Consider the following 14,853-nt stretch of genomic DNA (forward strand, 5'->3'; position numbering starts at 1 on the left):
TGTGTTTTTGTGTGTTCAGGCGTATACTTGTGATTCAGACACGAAGTATAGAAATAAAGGAATGAGAAAAATGAGTTATGTATTATTGAATGTATCAATTGCGTTGTTGGCAGGTCTTCTGATGACGCGAGTATTTACGAAAATGAGACTGCCGGATGTGACAGCGTATTTGATTGCAGGTGTATTGATTGGACCTTACTGTCTGGGAGGGCTTGGAATTCACGGGCTTGGTTTTACTTCTATGCATGAGGTAGAAATGCTGTCACTTTTATCAGAAGTAGCGCTTGGATTTATTGCATTTTCTATTGGAAATGAATTTCGGCTTGGGGAGATCAAACAGATTGGAAAACAGGCGTTTTCCATTGGGATTATTCAGGCAATCGGCGCAACGATCTGTGTTGATGCAGCGCTATTTGCGGTGCATTTCATGATGCCGGATAAGCTGACACTTCCACAGGTCATTGTACTTGGGGCAATTGCAACAGCAACGGCTCCGGCAGCTACTTTGATGGTTGTGCGTCAGTATAAAGCGAAGGGACCTTTGACAGATCTGCTGCTCCCAATTGTTGCACTTGACGATGCGGTTGGTCTAATTGTATTTGCTGTCAGCTTTGGAATAGCAAAGACACTTATGAGCGGAGTTTTGGATTTTGTTTCAATTTTTATTAACCCGCTTGTTGAGATTACACTGTCGATTTTGTTTGGAGCAGTTATGGGATGGATTCTGACACAGATGGAAAAAATGTTCTATTCAAATACAAACCGTTTGAATATGACAATTGCATTTGTGTTTCTGACGGTTTCCATTTCCATGATTCAATTTGAGATTGGACCGGTACATGTTGGATTTTCTTCACTGTTAGTCTGCATGATGCTTGGAACTGTTTTCTGCAATACATGTGATCTGTCGGAAGATCTTATGAAAGCGGCAGATAAATGGACTTCCCCGCTATTTGCAGTATTTTTTGTTATCAGTGGTTCTGAACTGGAACTTGGTGTATTTGGAGATTGGGCGATTGTTGCAATTGGAATCGTATATATTGTCTTTCGCTGCATTGGAAAATATTTTGGTACATATATCAGTGCGCGCGCGACGAAGTGTGCGCCGCAGATCTGTAAGTATCTTGGTATTACGCTGTTCCCGCAGGCAGGAGTTGCGCTTGGAATGTGTGCAACAGCGATGCAATTAGGGGAGGAAGGCGCTCTGATCAGAAACATTACACTGTTTGCAGTGCTTGTTTATGAAATTGTCGGACCGCTTATGACAAGAGAAGCTCTGGCAGCTGCAGGAGATATTAAGCCAAAATCGGAAGAAGTAATTAAGCGCCGTGCAAATAAACTTGCAGCGGTTGGCTCGCCGGAGGCAGCGGAAGCAGAAGCGCTTGCGGAAGAAGAGATGAAAGAAGAAGCAAAAGCCTGGGCAGCTGAACAGAAGAGGATCGCGCAGATGGAACGGCATGGCAGGAAAGAAGAATCACAGAATCAAAAGAAAAATCATTAAGCAAAAAGCGGCGATAAGCAAAAAGCTGTAACAAAAAGAGCTCTTGCAGACAGATTGGTCAGATCTGAAAGCAGGAGCTTTTTCTTCGGTAAGAGAAAGTTTCAGCTTGCGGTGATCAAGCATTCTAAATGGAGCACTGATAAATGACATATGCAAACCATTCTCCGGGATAAGGAAGAAGATCCAGAGCGCTTTCTTCGGAATCTTTAATATCTTCACAGACGGTTTCACACTGTACGTTTGCAAAATGGTTTTCGTGCATACGAGCTGCAATTTCCGGCAAATACACTGTCTCGGCTCCGGGGTTCTGATGTTCTGCATAAAACTTCCGGACAGCCTCGAACCCTTGAGACGCTTCTTGGATGTGCAGAAATGCATTGAAGAGTGCGCCATCTGTTTTTAAGATGCGTGCTGCCTCACGGATTCCGTGTTCTGTACTGTCAAGCATATTAGCGATACCGAAAAATGATACGGTGCGGTCTGCACAGTGAGACTTCAGGGGCAGATTCGCTGCATCGCATGCGATAAAATTCGCCCGAAGTTTAGGATTCCTCTTTTTTAATTTCAGGCGGTCGTACATGAGCACCTCAAAGCTCAGGTCTGTGGCGATGAGGCGTAAGGAGGCGTCCGCGCATGCCGCGAGCGCAGTGAGCAGCATTCCTCTTCCGGAGGCAATATCAACAACTACTTTATCTTTCAGAGGACAAATTTCCCGGATAAACTGATTGAGCACAAGTTGCTGAAGTTCTTTTTCACGGGAAGATTTCAGTTGTTCAATGTGGGCATCATATGCCTCATAATCCATTTCTTTGTATGCTTCACTCCATTGATTTATGAGAGACTGTTCTTCAGAACAGAAGTCTACGACGCCATTGCGTATAGAAAATCTATGACCTTCATTGCAGGTAAGCGTGCCTTCGATGATTTCCTCTTCTGACATCTTTGCAGTGCTTAGCGTCAGTTTTGACCTGCAAAGCGGACATTCGATCAGGTTAAGCAGTTCTTGATACATAAGTAAATCTCCTTGTCATATTTTTGTTTCTTTTGAAATAATGTATATGATTATTATACTATAGAGCGGTGAGAATGCAATTTAATAAAAAGCCTTTTACATGTTTCCGAAAAAATCCTTTTAAATCGGAACGATATTTGCTACAATAACAGAAGTGAATAGCAATGAGTAAAATCATTTTTAGGAGGAAGATAAATGGAATGGAAAGAAGTTGCAGCGTTGATTTTTGACGATGTAGAGAAAGAGGCAGCAGAGATTGAAGCTGCTTATCCAAGAAGAAACTTAAAAGAGGGGGCATGTGTGACAAGATTTGCACCAAGCCCGACAGGATATATGCATGTAGGAGGACTGTATGCAGCACTTGTTTCATGGAGAATGGCAGCGCAGTCTGACGGTGTGTTTTACTTAAGAATTGAAGATACCGATGCGAAGCGTGAGATTGAAGACGGAATCGGACAGATTGTTTCTGCTTTACATCAGTATGGGATTGAGTTTGACGAGGGACCTTTTGAACCGGAAAGAGGTGTTTATGGTCCGTATATTCAGAGTCACAGAAAACAGATTTATCGTGCCTATGTGAAACGTCTGATGGAAGAAGGCGGAGCATACCCGTGCTTCTGTACAGAAGAAGCGCTTGCTGCAATCCGTAAGGAGCAGGAAGAGAAGAAAGAAGATATGGGTTATTACGGAGAATACGCCGCATGCAGAAAGTTATCTCCGGAAGAAGCTTATGAGAGAGTAAAACGTGGGGATAAGTTTGTTGTGCGTCTTCGTTCCAATGGGGATAAAGAGAAGAAAGCAGTTTGCCATGACCTGATCAAAGGAGATATTGAACTGCCGGAGAACATCAATGATGTTGTGCTCTTAAAGACAGATGGGATTCCGACTTACCATGCAGCCCATGCTATCGACGATTACCTGATGGGAACAACACACGTTATCCGCGGAGATGAGTGGATTTCTTCTTATCCGATCCACGAACAGTTATTTGCAGCGTTTGGCTTCCCGCTTCCGGCTTATGCGCATATTGCTCCGATTATGAAGAGCGAGAATGGTTCTAAGAGAAAACTCAGTAAGAGAAAAGATCCGGAAGCAGCAGTGAGCTATTACAGTGAGCAGGGATATCCGAAGGAATCTCTGATAGAATATATGCTGACGATTGCCAACTCTGACTATGAAGAGTGGAGACGTGATAATCCGGAGGCAGATAATTCTGAATTTGAATTCCGACTTTCCAAAATGAGTGTCAGCGGAGCGCTGTTTGACATTGTGAAATTAAATGATATCAGCAAGCGCGTCATTGCAGAGAAGACAGAAGAGCAGTTATTTGAAGAAATCAAAGCCTGGGCAGCAAACTACGATGAGAAACTTTCAGCAATCATTGAAGCCGATGAGGAAAAGTTCAAAGGCAGCATTAAGCTTTGGAAATATAATGGCAACAAAGTGCGCCGTGACGTTGGGAAATGGTCTGATCTGTCAGAAATGTATCCATACCTCTACAATCTGGAGAAGACGATTGATGCCTATGAATTTGACGAGACAAGACCGAAAGAAGACATTATTGAGCTTCTGGACGCTTATCTGGAAGGGTATGAGTTTGATACAGATGCGGAAAAATGGTTTGAAGATGTGAAAGTAATTGCAGGAGCGAAAAACTACTGTGCAAATAAGAAAGAATATAAGGCGAATCCGGAAGCGTATAAAGGAATGATTGCAGATGCCTGCGGTATGCTCCGCGTTGCGGTAACAGGACATAAAAATACGCCGGATCTGTATTCCATTATTCAGTTTGTCGGCAAAGACATTTTTGAAGCCCGCGTGCGTGCCTGCATTGAGAAATTAAAATAATTGAGATGTTGTTTTGAAAAAATTGCTGTGCAGATACACATTTTTCAGAAAATTGCATAAGATATATTGACAAATATAATTTACCGTGGTAAAGTGTAGAACATAGAAAAACCGTTGAGAAAGAGGAGTAAGTGATCAGGCGATATCACAGAGAGCAGCAGATGGTGGGATTGCTGTATGGAGCAGATGACTGAATGGACTTTCGAGGGCAGCTTGAACAGATGAATTTTCATTTAAGTAGACGCTGACGGGAACCGAACCCGTTACCAATTAGGAATGTATGTTAGTACATGAGAGAGTGGACAGATTGTCAAGTTGAGTGGTACCGCGATAATAAGATTTTATTACCGTCTCAGGCGAATAGCCTGGGGCGGTTTTTTCGTTGTATCGACCATTGACAGCCCCTTCTGAACTGACATGGATCAGAGAGTGAGGCATAGAACTCTTTGGTTGGCAAAACGCGAAAATGCAGAATAAAGAAGGAGAATGAATTATGAAGAGAAAAGTAACAGCAATTTTACTGGCAGCAGCATTCACAATGGGAGTATTCACAGGATGCGGAAATGCAAAAAATGAAGCAAAGGGCAGTCAAAGCAAGGCAGAAGAATATCAGATCGGAATTTCACAGTTTGCAGAGCATGGTTCTCTTGATAATTGTCGGGAAGGCTTTTTGGAAGGTCTGAAAGAAGAAGGAATTGAAGAGGGAAAGAATCTTACCGTTACTTATAAAAATGCAGCAGCAGATATGGGAACGGCAGGACAGATTGCAGATACGTTTGTATCTGATCAGGCAGATCTGATCTGCGCCATAGCAACACCGAGCGCTCAGACAGCCTATAATGCAGCCATGGATATGGGAATTCCGGTAATCTATACTGCTGTGACAGATACAGCAGCAGCGCAGTTGACAGATGAGGAAGGAAATCCGGTTGGAGAAGTGACAGGAACGAGCGATCAGCTTCCGATTGAAGAACAATTGAAAATGATCCGGGAGATGCTTCCGGAGGCGAAGACCATTGGAATTATGTATACAACAAGTGAAGCGAACTCTATTTCAGCCATTGAAACTTATGAAAAACTGGCGCCGGAGTATGGATTTACGATTGAAAAGGCAGGTATTACAGCAACAGCAGATATTCCTCTGGCAGCGGAAAGTCTGTTATCAAAAGTAGACTGCATGACAAATCTGACAGACAATACAGTAGTAAACTCGCTTACCACAATTTTAGAAAAAGCAACGAAGAAAAGTATTCCGGTATTTGGAAGTGAGATTGAACAGGTAAAACTTGGATGCCTGGCAGCAGAGGGACTGGATTATGTGGAACTTGGCAAGCAGACAGGACGTATGGCAGCCAAAGTGTTGAAAGGTGAAGCAAAAGCAAGTGAAATGACGGCAGAAGTCATCGAAGGAAGCAGTCTTTATATCAACACAGAAGCAGCAGAAGCGCTTGGTATTCAGATTCCGGAGTCACTGAATGAAAGAGCAGCAGAAGTGTTCGAGACAATTTCCCAATAGAAGGGAAACTTGTAGAAAAACAGATATCGAAGGAATGGGGGACAATCAACATGAATCTGATCATATCAATTCTGGAGCAGGGATTCATTTACGGAATTCTGGCGCTGGGAGTTTATATCACATACAAAATACTGGATTTTCCGGATCTGACAGTAGACGGAAGCTTTCCGCTTGGCGCTGCCATTAGTGCGGCAATGCTTACGCGGGGCCTTAATCCATTTTTGACACTATTCATATCTTTTGCAGCAGGAGCAGCCGCAGGAATCTGTACGGGACTGATCCATGTGAAATGCAAAGTGCGGGATCTGCTGTCCGGAATTATTATGATGACAGCGCTCTGGACGATCAATCTCAGAATTGCAGGGACGTCAAATGTTCCGCTGTTTTCGCAGAAAACCATTTTTTCCAATGCATTGCTGAACAAGATTGTTCCGAAAGGATTACTTCCGTATCGCACATTGCTTATCATTGTTATTATCGCAGTGCTTGCAAAAATCCTGCTTGATCTGTATATGAAAACCCGTTCCGGATACCTTCTGCGGGCGGTTGGTAACAATGAAACACTTGTTACATCCCTTGCAAAAGATGCAGGCAATGTGAAGATTCTTGGACTTGCGATTGCCAATGGACTTGTGTCAATGGCTGGCTGTATTTTCTGTCAGGAGGAAAGAGTTTTTGAAATTTCTATGGGTACCGGTGCAATTGTGATCGGTCTGGCAAGTGTGATTATCGGAACAAGCCTGTTTAAAAATATATCGTTACTTCAGACAACAACAACGGTTCTGATCGGTGCAGTGATCTATAAAGCCTGTGCGGCGCTGGCAATCCGGAATTTTGAGCCGCAGGATATGAAATTGATCACGGCGGTACTGTTTCTTGTGATTTTAATCATTAGTATGGACAGAAAGAAGAGGGTAAAGAAACATGCTGGAGCTTAAAGAAATTGACAAATATTATAATCCGGGAACATTAAATGAGATGTGCCTTTTTGAACATTTTAATCTGCAGATTGAGGATGGAGAATTTGTTTCGGTTGTCGGAAGTAACGGTTCCGGTAAAACATCTATGTTAAACATTATCTGTGGAAGTATTCCGGTGGAATCCGGTAAAATTTTTATAAATGGGAAAGATATTACAAAGGAAAAGGAGTTCCGGCGCAGCCGCAGAATTGGAAGAGTGTACCAGAATCCGGCGCTTGGAACTTGTCCGGACATGACGATTTTGGAAAATATGTCGTTGGCAGATCATAAAGGAAGTTTTTTTGGACTGCAAAGAGGAACAAACCGAAAGCAGATAGAACATTACCGGGAATTGCTTCGCCAGTTAAATCTTGGACTGGAACAAAAACTGGATACAAAAGTAGGAGCGCTTTCCGGGGGACAGCGTCAGGCAATGGCACTTTTAATGTCTACTATGACGCCGATTGATTTTCTGATTTTAGATGAGCATACGGCAGCATTAGATCCAAAGACAGCAGACTTAATTATGGAGTTGACAGATCAGATTGTGAAGGAGAAGCATATCACAACGATAATGGTTACTCATAATCTTCGTTATGCGGTGGAATATGGAAGCCGCCTTTTGATGATGCATCAGGGGCAGTGTGTGTTGGATAAAAAAGGTAAGGAAAAGGCAGTTCTTACGATTGATGATATTCTAAAACAATTTAATGAGATCAGTATAGAATGCGGGAATTAGACAGAAGCAGTGAAATTTTTGGTGCATTTGTATATTGACTTTCCTATAGTGTATAAGGTACTATATTACATGGTCTTTATACACTATATTGTGTTTAAAAGGTAGAAATGTATACAATATATACGAATCATAGATTTGATTATAGGAGAGGAAGGAGTAAGGCAATGCTGAAAGTAATCAAGAAAGACGGTACTGCAGAAGAGTTTAATGTACAGAAGGTTGTTGTGGCAGTCAATAAGTCTGCCTATCGTGTACTTGTAAAATTTACAGAAGAAGAATTACAGGATATCTGTCGTTTTGTGGAAGAAAAAGTAAAAGAGATGGGTGTAGATGAAGTACATATTCCGCAGATGCATAATATTGTCGAAGGTGCGCTTGAGCGGGTGAATCCGCTTGTGGCGAAGAGTTATCGGGATTATCGCAACTATAAGCAGGATTTTGTTCAGATGCTGGATGAAGTGTACAAGAAGAGTCAGTCGATTATGTATATCGGAGACAAAGAAAACAGTAATACGGACAGCGCCCTTGTTTCTACAAAACGGAGTCTGATCTTTAATGAGCTGAATAAAGAGCTCTACAAGAAGTTCTTCCTGACAGTTGAGGAAGTTCAGGCGATCCGTGACGGTTATATTTATATTCATGATATGTCTGCAAGACGCGATACAATGAACTGCTGTCTGTTTGATGTGCAGAATGTACTGTCCGGCGGATTTGAGATGGGAAATCTCTGGTATAACGAACCGAAGACACTGGATACGGCATTTGATGTTATCGGGGATATCGTACTGAGCGCTGCAAGTCAGCAATATGGCGGATTTACTGTTCCGAGCGTAGATGATATTCTTGAACCGTATGCGAGAAAATCTCATGAAAAATATATTGAAAAATACAGAAGCCTGGGATTGGATGAAGAAGTCGTACAGCAGATAGCATGGAAAGATCTCGAGAAAGAAATGGAACAGGGCTTCCAGGGATGGGAGTATAAATTTAACTCCGTATCTTCAAGTCGTGGTGATTATCCATTTATTACGGTAACAGCCGGAATCAATACTTCCAGGTATGGTAAGCTGGCAACGATTACGATGCTGAGAGTGCGCCAAAACGGGCAGGGCAAACCGGGACATAAAAAACCGGTATTATTCCCGAAGATTGTATTTCTGTATGATGAGAACCTTCACGGACCGGGGAAAGAACTGGAAGATGTATTTGAAGCAGGAATTGAGTGCTCCAGTAAGACAATGTATCCGGACTGGTTAAGTCTGACCGGTAAGGGATATGTGGCAAGTATGTACAAACGCTATGGAAAAGTCATCAGCCCAATGGGATGCCGTGCATTCCTTTCTCCGTGGTATGAGAGAGGCGGCATGAGTCCGGCAGATGATAATGATAAACCGGTTTTTGTTGGAAGATTTAATATTGGTGCGATCAGTCTTCACCTTCCGATGATTTATGCGAAAGCGAAACAGGAGAGCAAAGATTTCTTCAAAGTGCTTGACTATTATCTGGAATTGATCCGCCAGCTCCATATTCGTACTTATGAATATCTTGGAGAAATGAAAGCGTCAACGAATCCGCTGGCTTATTGTGAAGGAGGATTCTACGGTGGTAATCTTGGACTGTATGATAAGATTAAACCGCTTTTAAAATCCGCAACAGCATCCTTTGGGATCACAGCGCTGAATGAGCTGCAGCAGCTTCACAATAAGAAATCTCTTGTGGAGGACGGTGCTTTTGCACTTGAGACAATGGAATACATTAACAAGCGCATTAATGAATTTAAAGAAGAAGACGGACATCTGTATGCAATTTACGGCACTCCGGCAGAGAATCTCTGTGGTGTTCAGGTTCAGCAGTTCCGCAAGAAATATGGGATCATTGAAAATGTTTCTGACCGTCCATATGTAAGTAACAGTTTCCACTGTCATGTAACAGAAGAGATTACGCCGATTGAAAAACAGAATTTGGAAGGAAGATTCTGGGATCTTCTCAATGGCGGGAAAATTCAGTATGTAAAATATCCGATCAATTATAATAAAGAGGCGATCAAATCACTTGTACGCCGTGCAATGGAACTTGGATTTTATGAAGGTGTGAATCTGTCATTGGCTTACTGTGATGACTGTGGTCATGAAGAGCTTTCGATGGATGTATGTCCGGTTTGTGGAAGTTCAAATCTAACAAAAATTGACCGGATGAACGGATATTTATCCTATTCCCGCGTAAAGGGCGATACTCGTCTGAATGACGCGAAAATGGCAGAAATTGCGGAAAGGAAAAGTATGTAATGCGTTATCATAATATCACAAAGGATGATATGTTAAATGGAGACGGACTCCGGGTAGTACTGTGGGTATCCGGATGTGATCATTGCTGTAAAGAATGTCAGAATCCGATCACATGGGATCCGAACAGCGGACTTATTTTTGATGAGTCTGCAAAGAAAGAACTTTTTGATGAATTAGAGAAAAGTTATGTCAGTGGAATTACATTCAGCGGCGGAGATCCGCTTCACGCAAACAATATATATGAAATCAAAGAACTGGCAAAAGAAATCCGTACAAAATTTCCGGAGAAAACAATCTGGCTTTATACCGGGTGTACATGGGAAGAGATTAGAACGATGGAAATTGTTAAGTATGTAGATGTAATTGTAGACGGGGAGTTCCAGATCGAGAAGTTTGATGCAAACCTGCATTGGAAGGGAAGTGCGAATCAGCGGGTAATAGATGTTCCTGCAACGCTGAAAGCCGGAACAGTCGTACTGCATGCATAACCAATAGAAGAAGAGGAAAGAACAGACATGAGAAGAATTGCGAGATTTCATAAAGTAAGTAAAGAACGGTTTGAATCCGACTGGACGGATACATTTGGAGAAGCTGTGGAAGGGCAGAAGCCGATTGGTGAAATTTATGAGGCAATCCGGCTTCCGAAACGTGCTACGAAAGGCAGCGCGGGATATGATTTTTTTGCGCCGGCTGCTTTCACATTAAAACCGGGCGAGACAGTTAAGATTCCAACAGGGATCCGGGTAGAAATGGAGTATGACTGGGTGCTGAAATGTTATCCGAGGAGCGGACTTGGATTTAAGTATCGTTTACAGTTGAACAACACCGTCGGAATCATTGACAGTGATTATTTTTATTCAGATAATGAAGGGCATATTTTTGCTAAGATTACAAATGATACAAAGGAAGGCAAGACGGTCGAGATTCCGGAAGGAACCGGATTTATGCAGGGAATTTTTGTAGAGTATGGTATCACAGTAGATGATGATGCAGACGAGATCCGAAACGGCGGATTCGGAAGTACAACAAAATAAAGAGAATGAAAATGAAAAGAAGCGGGCATGATAAGTAGCAACAGTTCGAGGAGGAGTTCTATGGCGAAGAAAGTTAGCAGACTTATAGAAGAGAACCGGCGCTATTTATCAATGCAGCTTCCAATTGAGGAAAGTTTTGACGTGCTGCAAAGAGATATTGAGATCGGAGGCAGGGCGTCTTCTTTTTATTTTATTGATGGTTTTATGAAAGATGAAGCGATGGTCAAGATTATGGCATCATTTTTTGCGGTGACAGAGAAAAATATGCCTGATTCTGCAAGAGCATTTTCAGAAAAGGTTGTTTCTTATGTGGAAGTAGATATTATAAATGATTTTGATGATATTATACGCAATATTCTTTCAGGAGTCACCTGCCTTTTTATTGACGGCTATGAAGAATGTATTGCCATCGACACACGCACCTATCCGGCAAGAGGAGTGGATGAACCTGACAAGGACAAATCGCTCCGGGGATCAAGAGATGGGTTTGTAGAAACAATTGTATTTAATACCGCATTAATGAGAAGAAGAATCAGAGATCCGCATCTTGTGATGAAAATGCTGGAAGTAGGAAAAAGTTCCCGTTCTGACGTTGTAGTAAGCTATATGGAAGACAGAGTGGATCAGGAGTTATTGAAAAATCTCCTGAATCGGATCGAATCTCTTGAAATTGATGATCTTCGGATGAACCAGCAGAGTTTAGCAGAAGCATTGTTTAAACGGAAATGGTTTAATCCTTTTCCAAAATTCAAGTTTACTGAACGGCCGGATACAGCGGCAGCCTGCCTTCTGGAAGGAAAGGTTGCGATTCTTGTTGACAATTCACCCTCTGCAATGATTTTGCCAACGTCAATTCTCGATATGATTGAAGAGGCGAATGATTATTATTTTCCAACGTTGACAGGAATTTATCTGAAGATTTCAAGGGCAATTATAACAATTCTGACGGTATTTTTTACGCCGCTGTTCTTGTTGTTTATGCAGAACCCGGAGTGGATTCCCGATATGTTCGCATTTATTCAAGTGCAGGATGAGATTAATATTCCGCTTATTTATCAGATGTTGATGCTGGAACTTGGGATTGATGGATTAAGGTTAGCGGCGATGAATACGCCGAGTATGTTAAGCACGCCGCTCAGTGTGATTGCCGGTATTGTGATGGGAGAGTTTTCCGTAAAATCCGGTTGGTTTAATTCAGAAGTGATGCTTTATATGGCGTTTGTAGCAGTTTCAAATTATACGCAGCCTAATTTTGAACTTGGTTATGCGCTTAAGTTTATGCGATTGTTATTGCTCGTACTGACAGCGATGTTCAATGTGGCAGGCTTTGGAATAGGATGTGTGATTATTTTTTGTTCGCTTGCATTTAATAAAACACTGTCAGGGCGCAATTATCTAAATATTAAGTTGAATTAGTAAAGTGAATTAAAAGAAAAACTGTACCAGCTCTTTGTTTTCGTGTATAATGTGCATAGATATATACAGGGAGGAATAACATGAGAGATTTTATCATCGTAACAGATAGTACAGTAGATCTGCCGGAACATATGCTGGAAGAGCAGGGAATTCCGGTGCTCCAGTTAAATTATGTATTAGATGGCAAGACTTATGAAGACAGAAAGGGACTTTCCGGAAAAGAGTTTTTTGATAAGCTTCGGGAAGGATCCATGCCTACGACTTCCCAGGTAAATCCGGAACAGGCAAAAGAATTTTTTGAACCATTTGTAAAAGCAGGAAAGAATATTCTTTGTATTGGATTTAGTTCAGGATTAAGCGGAACGTATAATAGTGAACGAATTGCAGCAGAAGAGCTGTCAGAAGAATATCCGGATGCTAAGATTATCGTGATAGATTCACTCTGTGCAAGTATGGGGCAGGGACTGCTTCTGGTGAAAGCGCTGAAGAAACAGCGAGAAGGAATGACACTGGAGGAATTGGCACAGTGGCTGGAAGAGAATAAGCTTCATATTTGTCATAATGTAACAGTGGATGATTTAAATCATTTATATCGAGGAGGACGCATTTCTAAAACGACAGCAGTGCTTGGAACACTTGTCCAGATTAAACCGATTATTCATATGAATGATGAGGGGAAACTTATTGTAATTGGTAAAGAGCGCGGAAGAAAGAAAGCCCTGAATACGATTGTAGATATGATGGGAAAACAGATGGAAGGATATGAGAATGATCTTGTAATGGTAACTCATGGGGACTGTCTGGAGGATGCAGAATATGTAAAAACACAGATTCAAAAGAAATATGGAATTCAGGATGTTGTAATCAACGGAATCGGTACTGTGATCGGAACACATACAGGACCGGGGGTAGTTGCTGTATTCTGTATGGGTGAGAAGAGATAAATAGATTTTATATGAGAAATTAATGAAAGCCGAAGATACAGTTAGAATGTTGAAAGATGAAAGGAACTGTATCTTCGGCCTTTTGTTGATTATATTGAAAAAGTATATCTATTAAAGTGTATAAATTCCAAGTGCGTTCAAGATAGAACTTACTAAAATCAATACCAGAATAATAGGCGCAACCCATTTGATAATGATTGTGAACATTTTTTCTAATTTGAAGCGTCCATTGGTTGCTTTGATCTCATCGGAAATGACTTTCGGTGAAATCACAAATCCAACAAAAATACATGTAAAGAAGGCAACGATCGGCATCAGGATACTGTTGCTGATGAAGTCCATGATATCAAGAATGGTCATATTTCTCCAGGAAATATGACTCAGTACGCCAAATCCAAGAGAAGAAGGGATACCGAGGATTAATGCTCCGATTGCGACACCGGCACAGGTTGTGCGGCGTTTCAGGTGGAATTTATCCATTAAGATAGAAACGATAGTCTCCATCAATGAAATCGAAGAGGTTAATGCTGCAAATAATACAAGCAGAAAGAAAACGAATCCAATCAGATTGCCGGCTTTCATGCTGTCGAATACCTTTGGAAGTGTAACGAACATTAAGCTTGGACCAGCCTTTAAATTGGAAGTATCTCCGTTTGAGAATGCAAATACTGCAGGGATAATCATTAATCCTGCGAAAAATGCGATTCCGGTATCAAAAATTTCAATTTGATGAACAGAGCGTTCCAGGTTGTTGTCTTTCTTCATGTAAGAACCATATGTAACCATAATGCCCATTGCAAGTGACATAGAATAGAACAACTGTCCCATAGCAGCGAGGATTGTTTTCGCTGAAAAATCTTTCATATGTGGCTGAAGGTAGTATTTGATGCCTTCGCCTGCGCCATCGATCGTACAAGTATAGGCAGCGATTCCAATTGTAAGCAGGACAAGAACTGGCATCATGAATTTGCTGACATTTTCGACACCCTTTTCCACACCGAACATAACAACAATTGCTGTAATGCCAAGGAAAATGGAAAACCAGACAACCGGTTCAGTGGCTGTTGACACAAATCCTGTAAAGTAATCGTTCTGTGCGGCGGCGTTCGCCTGTCCCTGAGCAAATGTCACGAGATACTTAATTACCCAGCCTCCAATAACAGAGTAGTATGGGAATATGATGATCGGAACGATGGAAGCCAGGATTCCAAGAAAATTAAATCGTTTATCAAGTGCTTTGAAAGCGCCGATTGCGCTGAGCCCTGTCTTACGTCCGATTGCAATTTCTGCAATCATGAGTGTGAATCCAAACGTAAGCGCCAATATAACATAAACAAGAAGGAACGTGCCTCCGCCATATTGGGCGGCGAGATATGGGAACCGCCACAAATTCCCCAGTCCGACAGCAGAACCGGCTGCTGCCAGAACAAAGCCGATCTTGCTGGAAAAATTACTTCTTTCTTTCATAATAATGTTTCCCCCATTCATTTAGTACTAATACATAATTATGACAGTAAAAGAAAGTTCAAACAAGTGACAAATTTATCTTGTTATGTTAAATTCGCTCTGGTTTTGGATTGTGATTATCAGTTACAGAGA

12 protein-coding genes and 1 other annotated feature are annotated in these 14,853 nt (G+C 41.7%); of the genes, 10 read left to right on the forward strand and 2 right to left on the reverse strand.

Annotated elements, in window-relative coordinates; translation table 11 throughout:
- Positions 1-70 precede the first annotated feature (70 nt).
- Entirely contained in the window at positions 71-1,501 is a 1,431-nt protein-coding gene (locus KFE17_00885; GenBank protein QUO32352.1) for a cation:proton antiporter, read from the forward strand.
- 124 nt (positions 1,502-1,625) lie between these two features.
- Here the strand turns inward: KFE17_00885 and KFE17_00890 are convergent, their stop codons facing one another.
- Positions 1,626-2,513, reverse strand: coding sequence for a methyltransferase domain-containing protein (locus KFE17_00890; GenBank protein QUO32353.1), 888 nt, complete (start codon positions 2,511-2,513; stop codon positions 1,626-1,628).
- A gap of 195 nt (positions 2,514-2,708) precedes the next feature.
- Between KFE17_00890 and gltX the strand changes: the two genes are divergently transcribed.
- The 9 genes from gltX (at position 2,709) to KFE17_00935 (ending at position 13,254) form a co-directional block, all read left to right on the forward strand.
- Positions 2,709-4,361 carry a glutamate--tRNA ligase gene (gltX, locus tag KFE17_00895; protein QUO32354.1) on the forward strand — a complete coding sequence of 551 codons (1,653 nt, stop codon included), beginning with the start codon at positions 2,709-2,711 and terminating at the stop codon, positions 4,359-4,361.
- Between the two features lie 105 nt (positions 4,362-4,466).
- Positions 4,467-4,719 (forward strand) — a binding site (T-box leader).
- Between the two features lie 135 nt (positions 4,720-4,854).
- Positions 4,855-5,877, forward strand: a complete 1,023-nt coding sequence (locus KFE17_00900; protein ID QUO32355.1) for an ABC transporter substrate-binding protein — start codon at positions 4,855-4,857, stop codon at positions 5,875-5,877.
- A 50-nt stretch (positions 5,878-5,927) separates the two neighbouring features.
- Positions 5,928-6,815 (forward strand): ABC transporter permease, encoded by an 888-nt coding sequence (locus tag KFE17_00905; protein QUO32356.1) that lies wholly within the window; start codon positions 5,928-5,930, stop codon positions 6,813-6,815.
- Positions 6,802-7,575 (forward strand): ATP-binding cassette domain-containing protein, encoded by a 774-nt coding sequence (locus tag KFE17_00910; protein QUO32357.1) that lies wholly within the window; start codon positions 6,802-6,804, stop codon positions 7,573-7,575. Before KFE17_00905 ends, KFE17_00910 begins: the two co-directional genes overlap by 14 nt.
- Before the next feature lie 164 nt (positions 7,576-7,739).
- Positions 7,740-9,860 (forward strand): anaerobic ribonucleoside-triphosphate reductase, encoded by a 2,121-nt coding sequence (gene nrdD, locus KFE17_00915; protein QUO32358.1) that lies wholly within the window; start codon positions 7,740-7,742, stop codon positions 9,858-9,860.
- Positions 9,860-10,348: an anaerobic ribonucleoside-triphosphate reductase activating protein gene (gene nrdG / locus KFE17_00920; protein QUO32359.1), complete on the forward strand. Its 489-nt coding sequence runs from the start codon at positions 9,860-9,862 to the stop codon at positions 10,346-10,348. The genes nrdD and nrdG overlap by 1 nt, the downstream gene beginning before the upstream one ends.
- Positions 10,349-10,375: 27 nt before the next feature.
- Entirely contained in the window at positions 10,376-10,894 is a 519-nt protein-coding gene (locus KFE17_00925; protein QUO32360.1) for a deoxyuridine 5'-triphosphate nucleotidohydrolase, read from the forward strand.
- 60 nt (positions 10,895-10,954) lie between these two features.
- Positions 10,955-12,310: a spore germination protein gene (locus KFE17_00930; GenBank protein ID QUO32361.1), complete on the forward strand. Its 1,356-nt coding sequence runs from the start codon at positions 10,955-10,957 to the stop codon at positions 12,308-12,310.
- Positions 12,311-12,390: 80 nt separating this feature from the next.
- Positions 12,391-13,254, forward strand: a complete 864-nt coding sequence (locus KFE17_00935) for a DegV family protein (protein ID QUO32362.1) — start codon at positions 12,391-12,393, stop codon at positions 13,252-13,254.
- A gap of 111 nt (positions 13,255-13,365) precedes the next feature.
- Here the strand turns inward: KFE17_00935 and KFE17_00940 are convergent, their stop codons facing one another.
- A complete protein-coding gene (locus tag KFE17_00940; GenBank protein ID QUO32363.1) occupies positions 13,366-14,721 on the reverse strand; it encodes a sodium-dependent transporter in 1,356 nt (451 codons plus the stop codon).
- Positions 14,722-14,853 lie beyond the last annotated feature (132 nt).

This window comes from Faecalicatena sp. Marseille-Q4148, assembly GCA_018228665.1.
Taxonomy (GTDB): Bacteria; Bacillota; Clostridia; order Lachnospirales; family Lachnospiraceae; genus UBA9414.

What these genes read in the sequence shown, in the direction of transcription:
- KFE17_00885 (QUO32352.1), top strand. Translation starts at nt 71, where the DNA reads ATGAGTTATGTATTATTGAATGTATCAATTGCGTTGTTGGCAGGTCTT.
- KFE17_00890 (QUO32353.1), bottom strand. Translation starts at nt 2,513, where the DNA reads ATGTATCAAGAACTGCTTAACCTGATCGAATGTCCGCTTTGCAGGTCA.
- gltX (QUO32354.1), top strand. Translation starts at nt 2,709, where the DNA reads ATGGAATGGAAAGAAGTTGCAGCGTTGATTTTTGACGATGTAGAGAAA.
- KFE17_00900 (QUO32355.1), top strand. Translation starts at nt 4,855, where the DNA reads ATGAAGAGAAAAGTAACAGCAATTTTACTGGCAGCAGCATTCACAATG.
- KFE17_00905 (QUO32356.1), top strand. Translation starts at nt 5,928, where the DNA reads ATGAATCTGATCATATCAATTCTGGAGCAGGGATTCATTTACGGAATT.
- KFE17_00910 (QUO32357.1), top strand. Translation starts at nt 6,802, where the DNA reads ATGCTGGAGCTTAAAGAAATTGACAAATATTATAATCCGGGAACATTA.
- nrdD (QUO32358.1), top strand. Translation starts at nt 7,740, where the DNA reads ATGCTGAAAGTAATCAAGAAAGACGGTACTGCAGAAGAGTTTAATGTA.
- nrdG (QUO32359.1), top strand. Translation starts at nt 9,860, where the DNA reads ATGCGTTATCATAATATCACAAAGGATGATATGTTAAATGGAGACGGA.
- KFE17_00925 (QUO32360.1), top strand. Translation starts at nt 10,376, where the DNA reads ATGAGAAGAATTGCGAGATTTCATAAAGTAAGTAAAGAACGGTTTGAA.
- KFE17_00930 (QUO32361.1), top strand. Translation starts at nt 10,955, where the DNA reads ATGGCGAAGAAAGTTAGCAGACTTATAGAAGAGAACCGGCGCTATTTA.
- KFE17_00935 (QUO32362.1), top strand. Translation starts at nt 12,391, where the DNA reads ATGAGAGATTTTATCATCGTAACAGATAGTACAGTAGATCTGCCGGAA.
- KFE17_00940 (QUO32363.1), bottom strand. Translation starts at nt 14,721, where the DNA reads ATGAAAGAAAGAAGTAATTTTTCCAGCAAGATCGGCTTTGTTCTGGCA.